The sequence below is a fragment of the Streptomyces sp. AcH 505 genome (assembly GCF_000818175.1).
Taxonomy (GTDB): domain Bacteria; phylum Actinomycetota; class Actinomycetes; order Streptomycetales; family Streptomycetaceae; genus Streptomyces.
Window position 1 is genome coordinate 116,526 of sequence record NZ_JTIY01000001.1, and the last position, 7,410, is coordinate 123,935.

The 7,410-nt window shown below is 71.8% G+C and carries 7 protein-coding genes; 4 read left to right on the forward strand and 3 right to left on the reverse strand.

Annotation, left to right across the window (positions count from 1 at the left end; all coding sequences use genetic code 11):
- Nucleotides 1-380 precede the first annotated feature (380 nt).
- Nucleotides 381-3,023, reverse strand: a complete 2,643-nt coding sequence (locus HY68_RS39440) for a hypothetical protein (RefSeq protein WP_052456971.1) — start codon at nucleotides 3,021-3,023, stop codon at nucleotides 381-383.
- Nucleotides 3,024-3,364: 341 nt separating this feature from the next.
- Here HY68_RS39440 and HY68_RS00455 point away from each other — a divergent pair, with 341 nt between their 5' ends.
- A complete protein-coding gene (locus tag HY68_RS00455; RefSeq protein ID WP_157874249.1) occupies nucleotides 3,365-4,090 on the forward strand; it encodes a hypothetical protein in 726 nt (241 codons plus the stop codon).
- 171 nt (nucleotides 4,091-4,261) lie between these two features.
- On the forward strand, nucleotides 4,262-4,702 hold the full coding sequence (locus HY68_RS00460) for an ester cyclase (protein WP_041983267.1): 441 nt from the start codon (nucleotides 4,262-4,264) through the stop codon (nucleotides 4,700-4,702).
- Nucleotides 4,703-4,722: 20 nt separating this feature from the next.
- On the opposite strand, the gene HY68_RS43350 is transcribed toward HY68_RS00460, so the two are convergent.
- The gene (locus HY68_RS43350; RefSeq protein ID WP_198533179.1) at nucleotides 4,723-5,523 is read right to left on the reverse strand and encodes a TetR/AcrR family transcriptional regulator; all 801 of its coding nucleotides are present in this window, start codon (nucleotides 5,521-5,523) and stop codon (nucleotides 4,723-4,725) included.
- A gap of 64 nt (nucleotides 5,524-5,587) precedes the next feature.
- On the opposite strand from HY68_RS43350, the gene HY68_RS00470 reads away from it, so the two are divergent.
- Nucleotides 5,588-6,103: a cupin domain-containing protein gene (locus tag HY68_RS00470; protein ID WP_041983269.1), complete on the forward strand. Its 516-nt coding sequence runs from the start codon at nucleotides 5,588-5,590 to the stop codon at nucleotides 6,101-6,103.
- Nucleotides 6,104-6,145: 42 nt separating this feature from the next.
- Here the strand turns inward: HY68_RS00470 and HY68_RS00475 are convergent, their stop codons facing one another.
- A complete protein-coding gene (locus HY68_RS00475; protein WP_041994907.1) occupies nucleotides 6,146-7,039 on the reverse strand; it encodes an NADP-dependent oxidoreductase in 894 nt (297 codons plus the stop codon).
- Between the two features lie 70 nt (nucleotides 7,040-7,109).
- Between HY68_RS00475 and HY68_RS00480 the strand changes: the two genes are divergently transcribed.
- Nucleotides 7,110-7,410 (forward strand): helix-turn-helix domain-containing protein (locus HY68_RS00480; RefSeq protein WP_041983271.1); only part of this gene is annotated, 301 nt, incomplete at its 3' end.

The window sequence follows — 7,410 nt, forward strand, 5'->3', positions numbered from 1 at the left end:
CCGACCTGGTCCGTGTCCATCGCCGCCGAACGCGACGGCGAGACGCGTGGCGGGGGTCGAGGATGTCGGACCCACCGGATCCGCCGCTTCTGGCACCTCCGCCGGAGCCACCGGACCAGCCGCCGCGGTGCGTTCGGACTCGGACGTCTCCTCCGCCACCGGGGCCGACGAGGTAGCGGAGGTCGTAGAGCGAGGCCGTACCGCCTCCTCGCTCGCGCCCCGGACCGTACCGGCCGACGGCGGCCCGGCGGGGGTCAGTTCCGCCCCCGGGGCGGACACCACCGGCCCCAGTGCCACGGCTCTGCGCACCGAAGAACCGCCGGCGCCCTCCGCGGGCCGACGCGACGGCCCTTCGGGGTCGGGTCGGGTCTGGCGACTGCTCATTGTTCTCCTTCGGCCTGGTGGGTGGTCGGTCGTACGGCGGCTGGGGGCGGCTGGTGGCCGACGGGCCCGACGCAGCGTTCGGGCCAGCCCGGGGCCTCGCCGCCGGGCAGCCCTGCGGCGAGCGCGTCCTTGAGCTGAGTGCGCGCCCTGAGGTCCCGTTGGCTCAGTTCCTGCGTCCCGTCCATGTACGCGGTCGCGTGCGCGGGAAGCTCCCTGAGCAGCACGACGGAGGGCCCGGCGGGCGGGGTCCAGCTCCCCAGCACCCGGAATCCGGTGCCCGGCGCGAAGACGATTTCGTCGTTCGTGTCGGTGGCGCTGTCCGCCGGTTCGATCAGTCGGCGGACCTTGCGTCCCGTGGCGGACAAGATGGCGTACCGCACGGGAGTTCCGCCGGGCAGCGCCGGGCCGAGGACCAACCCGCTGACCGGCGCGGGATCTTGGAGCAGGGCGCCGGTCTCGGGCTCGGGCTCGGGCTCGGGGCTGTCCGCCGCACCACCACCGCGCAGGACCACGCCTCGGTAGGAGGGCAGTGTGCGCAGCGCGGACGTCACACATCCGGCGTAGGGCAGCAGTCGCCCCTCCCCCGCGCGCAGGTCGTCGACCAGCTCGCGATGGTGCAACGGGCCTTTCTCGGCGGTCAGATAGGCGTGTACGGCGACGAGGTCGGTGCGTACCGCGTCCAGTTCCCGGCCGCGCAACACGGGCATCCTGGAGAGCAGCCGGGACACGGCGGCGGCATGCCGGTCCCAGCCGTCGCCGGCGAACTCACGGAACGCCGCGCGTTCGGCCGCGTCACTGACATGCCCGGGGAGCACGGGGAGGAACGGAGCAGTCACCACCGTGGACTCCGGCTCCACGGGCCCGGGTTGACCGCCGGGGGTCGGCGGAGCCGCAGATGAGGACGTACGGACGAGCGTTCCGCCGGCAGCGGCGTCCCCGGCCGGGGGCACACTGCTGGTGAGCGCGTTGGTGGGTACAGGTCGACGCCCTGGCTCCGTACGCGGCGCCGCCCCCGTACCGACCGGCCCACTGACGGCAGGAGGCCGTGCGGCGGCGGGCGGCAGTTCGGCAGGCGCTCGCACGGCGGGTGGGGGTACGGCACCGGGCGGGAGTGCGGGAGCGGGTACGGACGCGGGCAGCCCCGGGGCCGGTCCCTGGCGGCGCGGCGCGGGCCAGGAGGGCACGGGCCCGCCGGGTCGCCCGGCCGTGACGTAACGGATGCCCCGTACGCCGTGTTCGGCCGCCAGCCGCCGCAACTCGCCCTCGCCGCCGACGATTCGGCCCCGTACCAGCAGGGTGGTCCTGGCCCGCGCAGTGGCGCCGAGACCGGTCAGGAGCCGGGACAGCGCGGGCAGCAGCGAGGCGTCCAAGGGCTGCCCGGGGAAGCCGAGTTCGATGGCGCAGGTCTCCGGGTCCACGGCCGCTCCCACGAGCGGTGGGCGGGGTCCGCCGCGTGCCCAAAGGGCGAGCCCGGACCGCGTCACGGTGGCCTGCCAGCGGTCGGTGAGCCGTACGGTGCCCGGTTCCGTACCGCCGGGGAGCCAGGCGGGCGGATGGCTGCCGAGCAGTCGGGGAACGGGAGTTCGGCCCTGCGCGTCGGTGGGCAGACAGGCCACGGACGTGACGTACGGCTGCCAGCTCGGTTCCCCGTCGAAGCCGATCAGGGACGGCCTGGGGACGGCTCCGGGCGGCGCGTGGTCGGCCAGCAGCGGCAGACCCGTCAGGACTTCGACCGTACCGTCCAGCAGGTCGGCGACCGCGTGGCCGAGCCGCAGAAGGTCACGGCGTCCACCAGGGACGAGGCGGGCGCGGGAGCGGTGTTCGGCGGGCAGGGCGGTCAGCACGGCGGCCACCTCGTCGGCCGCGACGTCCTCCGCCTGCGGGGCGCCGACCAGGACGGTGGCGTGTTCGGTGTCGAGGGGAATCGCGAAACACAGGTCGTCGGGGCGCGGCGCGGGGGCGTCGGCAGGGCGTATCAGCACGCCTGCGGGTATCTGCTCCACCACGCACCCGCCCGTGGTGCGCTGCGGCACCCGGCCGACGGCGTCCTGCCAGGCAGGGGCCGGGGCGCGGGGGCCCAGTTTCCTGGGGGTCTCGCCGGGCGCGAAGCGCCACCAGGCGCCGTCGGGGCGCGAGCCGCCGTCGACGAAGAGGGTGCCACCGGGGGTGATGAGCACAACGCCGTCCGGCGCGAACACCTCCAACTCCCAGGCGTCGGCGATCCTTCGGGCGGTGCTGGGACGGCCGGGCCGTTCGTCGCCCGCACCGGACAGGACGAGCCGGACCCGGCTGGTGCCCCGCGCGCGCAGCGAGTCGAGGAGTCCGGCCAGCCGCGACCAGTGACCACCGTCCTGCCCGCCACCCGGCTGACCGCCGCTGGCCTGCCCACCACCTGCCTGACCGCCACCGCCCGAGCCGACCAGTACGGTGACGATGTCGTCCTCGGCGCCGAAGGCATGCGCCACTTCGGCCAGCATGGCGATCGGGAAGGAGTCGTCGTCCACCGAACGCACCAGGAGAACACCGTCGATATCCTCGACGGGCGGCCCACCGGCGGCGTCGCGGGAGCCACCCCCGGAGGCTCTGTCGCCGGACGGCCCGCCGCCCTGGCGGAAGAGGTGGGAGACCCAACGCCTCATGTGTCGTCCCCTGGATGATCGGAAGGCCGTGTGACGGACGGTCAGTTAGTACCTGGCTTCATGGCCCCGTATTGGCCCTACCGAGTGGGCCGATCGTTCGCACAGATATATCAGACGATAATGTCCCCGCACTGTTGAGCCGGTCACCACGGCCGCCTCCCCCACGTCCATCGACGTCGGGATTGTGCTCACTTGATGGCCAACCAGTGCTCAGCCATGAGGTTTCGGGTATCGCGCTCAGTAATGTCGTGCTCGCCGGTCTCGCGACCAAGCGATGGGCACAGCCGGGCAGCAGTCGGCTGCGACCACTCACACGAGAGGTCTGAGGCAGAGAAATTGCGATGCCTATTACCGCGTTGAGCCACGACATCACGCATGCCGTCCCCGTCGAGGGGCAGTTCCCCTATCCCGTACACGTCGTTCTCTCACTTCAGCGTGAGCGGACGTCAACTCTGCTCCGCGCGATGCGCAGTCAGCACGTACTGCCCGCGCTGAGTCACGCCTGGGGCTCCGAGCGGGCTTACGCCACACTGCTGCGCAAGACCCGCACCCCTCTCACCGTCCTGGATGTGCCCGGGTCACGGTGGCACGAGGATCTGGAGCAACGCGTCAGCGCCCTCAGCCACTTGTCGTCCGTGGTGGTGCTGGTACCGGACCGGACGGACTCCGTGGATCTGCTGCTGGCCGGCGCCGCCAACGTCATCCCCCGGGACACCCACCCCCGCGAGCTGGCCGGGAGGATCCTGGCCGAGCGGCGTTGGCTGGACATGGGGTCCGCGTCGCGGCGCCGCCCGGTGGACTCACCACGGTACCGCTCGCTCCGCCCGCGCCAGGGCACCCAGCAGGTGCTGTTCGACCTGCTGCGCACAGCGGCGCGACCGTGGTGCTGCCACGAACTGTGCCTCCTGCTGGGCACGGCGGGCGAGCCCATGAGCCGACGGGCCCTGCAGGCGCGGATCCTGCGGCTCGGCGAGCGGCTCATGCCGGAGGGCATCTCGGTCGACTGCACATCCCAGTGGGGCCGGACCACCTTCAACGGCCTCGCCACCGGCGCCCGAGGGACATGACCAGGGCCGATCTGCCACGACATCACCGAAGACACTCGTAACCTTACAGAGCGAAGTTAATTAAGCGGCGCCTTGCGAACCCAAAGTTTACAAGCGTAGTCTTACGATCGTAAGTCCGCGAACGACGCTCCTCGCCGCCGCTACCTGTCACACGTCACGAGAGGCACCACCATGACCACCGACCTGGCTACCGCCACCGACCTGAAGTCCCTGCTCGACGCCTGGCTCAGGCTCTGGAACGGCGAGGACGCCCTGGCGCCGGCCATCGTCTCGGACGACTTCCGCCTCCACACCGCCCTCATCCAGGGCGGCGACAGCAGCTCCATCCGGGGCGCCCACGGCCTGGTGGGCTGGATCCTGCACAGCCGCGCGGCCTTCCCCGACCTGGAGTTCACCATCGAGGTCCCCCCGCTGATCGACGGCGCCTATCTGTCCGTGCGCTGGACGGCCACCGGCACGTACGGCGGCGGCTTCCCCGGCGCCAAGGCCGAACTCGGGACCGTGGTCACCTTCACGGGCACCGACACGCTGCTCGTACAGGACGGCAAGTTCGTCGAGTACTGGCTCAACTCCGACACCCTGCAGATGCTCCAGCAGCTCCAGGCACTCTGATCGCGGGTCCGGCAAGACCCTCAACCGCCGGGCGCGGAGCCGGGATCGAGACCGGACTCGGAGTCGGCGAGCAGCGCCGTCGTGACCTGCTGGGCAAGCCACTCCTCCGTGACGTCCCAGGACCACCCTTGCCCGACGGCGAGTTCGTGCCAGGAGTGGTGACCGAGGTAGAACCACAGAATGTCCGTGGCACGCGCGGACGTCAGACCGGGCCGTAGCGCGTCCAGTTCGACGAGCCGGCGCGTCACGGCGGCAAGCCCCTCCCGGTACGCGTGATTCGCGCGGACGAGAGCGGCGGCGGCGTGCTCGTCCGCGTGCGCCGCGCTGACCATGACCCGGACGAGACGGTGGTGCCGCTCGTTGTCGAGGCGAGTGCCGTGGGCGGCGGCGGCGAGCGCTTCGCGCGGTACGCCGGTCGCGCGCACGGCGGCCAGCGCCTCGGCCGATGCGGAGCTCTGCAGGCCGTCCACGATGAGAATCGTCAGGATGGCGCCCTTGCCACCGGTACTGGCGTACACCGTGGGAACGGCGGCACCCGCCTCCCGGGCGATCTGCGCGACGGTCACACTCGCGTACCCGTGGTCGAGGAAGAGCCGCGTCGCCGCGTCGAGGATCGCCTCCCGGGTCTGCGCGGCCGCCTTCGTACGGCGGGGCGCGTGGTAGGCGCGTCGTTGCGGGGACGGGGCGGAGTCGCCGCCCGCACCACCCGTCGGAGCTCCTTCGCGAGCGGCTTGCCGGGTGGCTTCCTGAGCGGCTTGCTGCGCGACTTCCCGAGCCGCTTGCCGGGCTGTTCCCGGGCGCGCGGCACCCTTCTTCCCCACCGGACCGACTTTCACTATAGGGTTCCTCTATTCATTACAGTGCAGCCTCATCGAAGGACGACGAGTGAGCTACTTCCCCTCCCTGTCCGCCAACCCCGACCATCCCGACCGCCAGTACGTGCTCGGTCAGGAACTGCGGGTTTCCATTCTCACCTCGGCGGAGGAGACCGACGGCCGTCACGACGTGACGGACTCGTTCATGCCGGCCGCTGCGGCCACCCCGCTGCACGCCCACACGAAGTACGAGGAGCGCCTCTGGGTCTCCTCAGGCTCGCTGACCGTATGGGCGGGCGACAACAAGGTCACCCTGGGCTCGGGGGACTTCTACACGATCCCCCTGCGCGTCCCGCACGCGATAGCGGCGGGTCCGGAGGGTGCCCGCGCCCTCAACATCTCGTCACCGGCCGGCTTCGCCGAGATCATCGCCCGGGCCGGCACCCCGCTCCACCTGGCCACTGACGCCACCACACTCGACGTGGAGCTGTTCAGCGCGGTGGCCGAGGAACTGGGCGACCTCGTCCTCGGCCCCCCAGGAGCCACCCCGGCCGACCTCCCGCCGGACCACCCGGCACGCGCCTGACGCCACCGGCGCCGCGCCGCTCGCCCCGGGGCGGCCAACGGCTCAGACGACCATGACCCGGCGCCCCCGCGTGTGGCCTGCCTGGCTGTCGGTGTGTGCCGCCGCCGCATCGGCCAGTGTGTACGCCTTCTCCACCGGGATGTGCAGCTTGCCCCGCGCGATGAGGGCGGCCGCCTCGGCGAGCGCTTGCGGCACACTCCCGGCCACGCCGGAGAACCGGACGCCGAGTTCCGGCGCTGTGAGGTCGGCGATGGAGATCACCTTCCGCGGGTCCCCGGTCAGCTCGACGAGTTCACGGATCACTCCCGAACCGGCGAGATCGAGCGCGGCATCGACACGGCCGAGCCGCCGTACCCGCTCGACCCAGCCGTCGCCGTACGTCGTGGCGAGGGCGCCCAGGCTCCGCAGATAGTCCTGGTTGGCGGCGCCGGCCGTGCCGATCACCGCGATGCCACGCTCACGGGCGATCTGCAGCACCGCCGAGCCGACTCCCCCGGACGCACCGCTGACCAGCAGCGTCTCCCCGGGCCGCACACCGACCTCGCGGATGACACGCAACGCCGTCTCCACGACCGAGGGATATCCGGCCGCCTCCTCGAAGCTCAGCCCCTCGGGCATAACGGCCCAGGCCGTCAGCACGGCGAACTCGGCGTAGGTGTCGGCGCCTTCGCCGAACACGCGGTCGCCGACCGCGACCCCTGCGACGCCCTCACCGACCTCGTCCACCACCCCGGCGGCGTCCAGACCGACTCCGGCGGGCAATGCGACCGGATGGGCCTTCAGGACCTGGCCCTCACGAACCCGCCAGTCGGCGGGGTTCACACCTGCCGCCCGCACGGCGACGCGTATCTGGCCGGGGCCCGCGTGGGGCTCCTCGGCGGTTGTCAGTTGCAGAACGTCCGGACCGCCGAACTCGGCGAAGCTCACTTTCTTCATGCCGCCGACCATAGCGCTAACGGTTAGCTTTTAACAACCGATGCAGCTTTGCACCTGATAGCGTCAGCTCATGACCGAGCCGACCGGACGCCGTGAGCGCAAGAAGGCAGCCACCCGTCAGAAGATCGCCGACACCGCCCTGCGGCTCTTCCTGGAACGCGGGTACGACGCGGTGGGCATCCGTGAAGTGGCAGCCGAGGCCGACGTGGCCGTGACCACGCTCTTCTCCCACTTCGCCGGCAAGGAAGCCCTGGTATTCGAGCAGGACGCGGACTTCGAGCAGCGCCTGACGCGAGCGGTCACCGACCGGGCCCCGGACGAGCCGCTCATCCCCGCGCTGCGCGGCGAGATCCTGGCCCTGGTGTCCCACT

Bases quoted from the DNA above. Each gene is read 5' to 3' on its own strand.
- HY68_RS00475 (WP_041994907.1), bottom strand. From the start codon at position 7,039: ATGAAGAAAGTGAGCTTCGCCGAGTTCGGCGGTCCGGACGTTCTGCAA.
- HY68_RS00455 (WP_157874249.1), top strand. From the start codon at position 3,365: ATGCCTATTACCGCGTTGAGCCACGACATCACGCATGCCGTCCCCGTC.
- HY68_RS00460 (WP_041983267.1), top strand. From the start codon at position 4,262: ATGACCACCGACCTGGCTACCGCCACCGACCTGAAGTCCCTGCTCGAC.
- HY68_RS39440 (WP_052456971.1), bottom strand. From the start codon at position 3,023: ATGAGGCGTTGGGTCTCCCACCTCTTCCGCCAGGGCGGCGGGCCGTCC.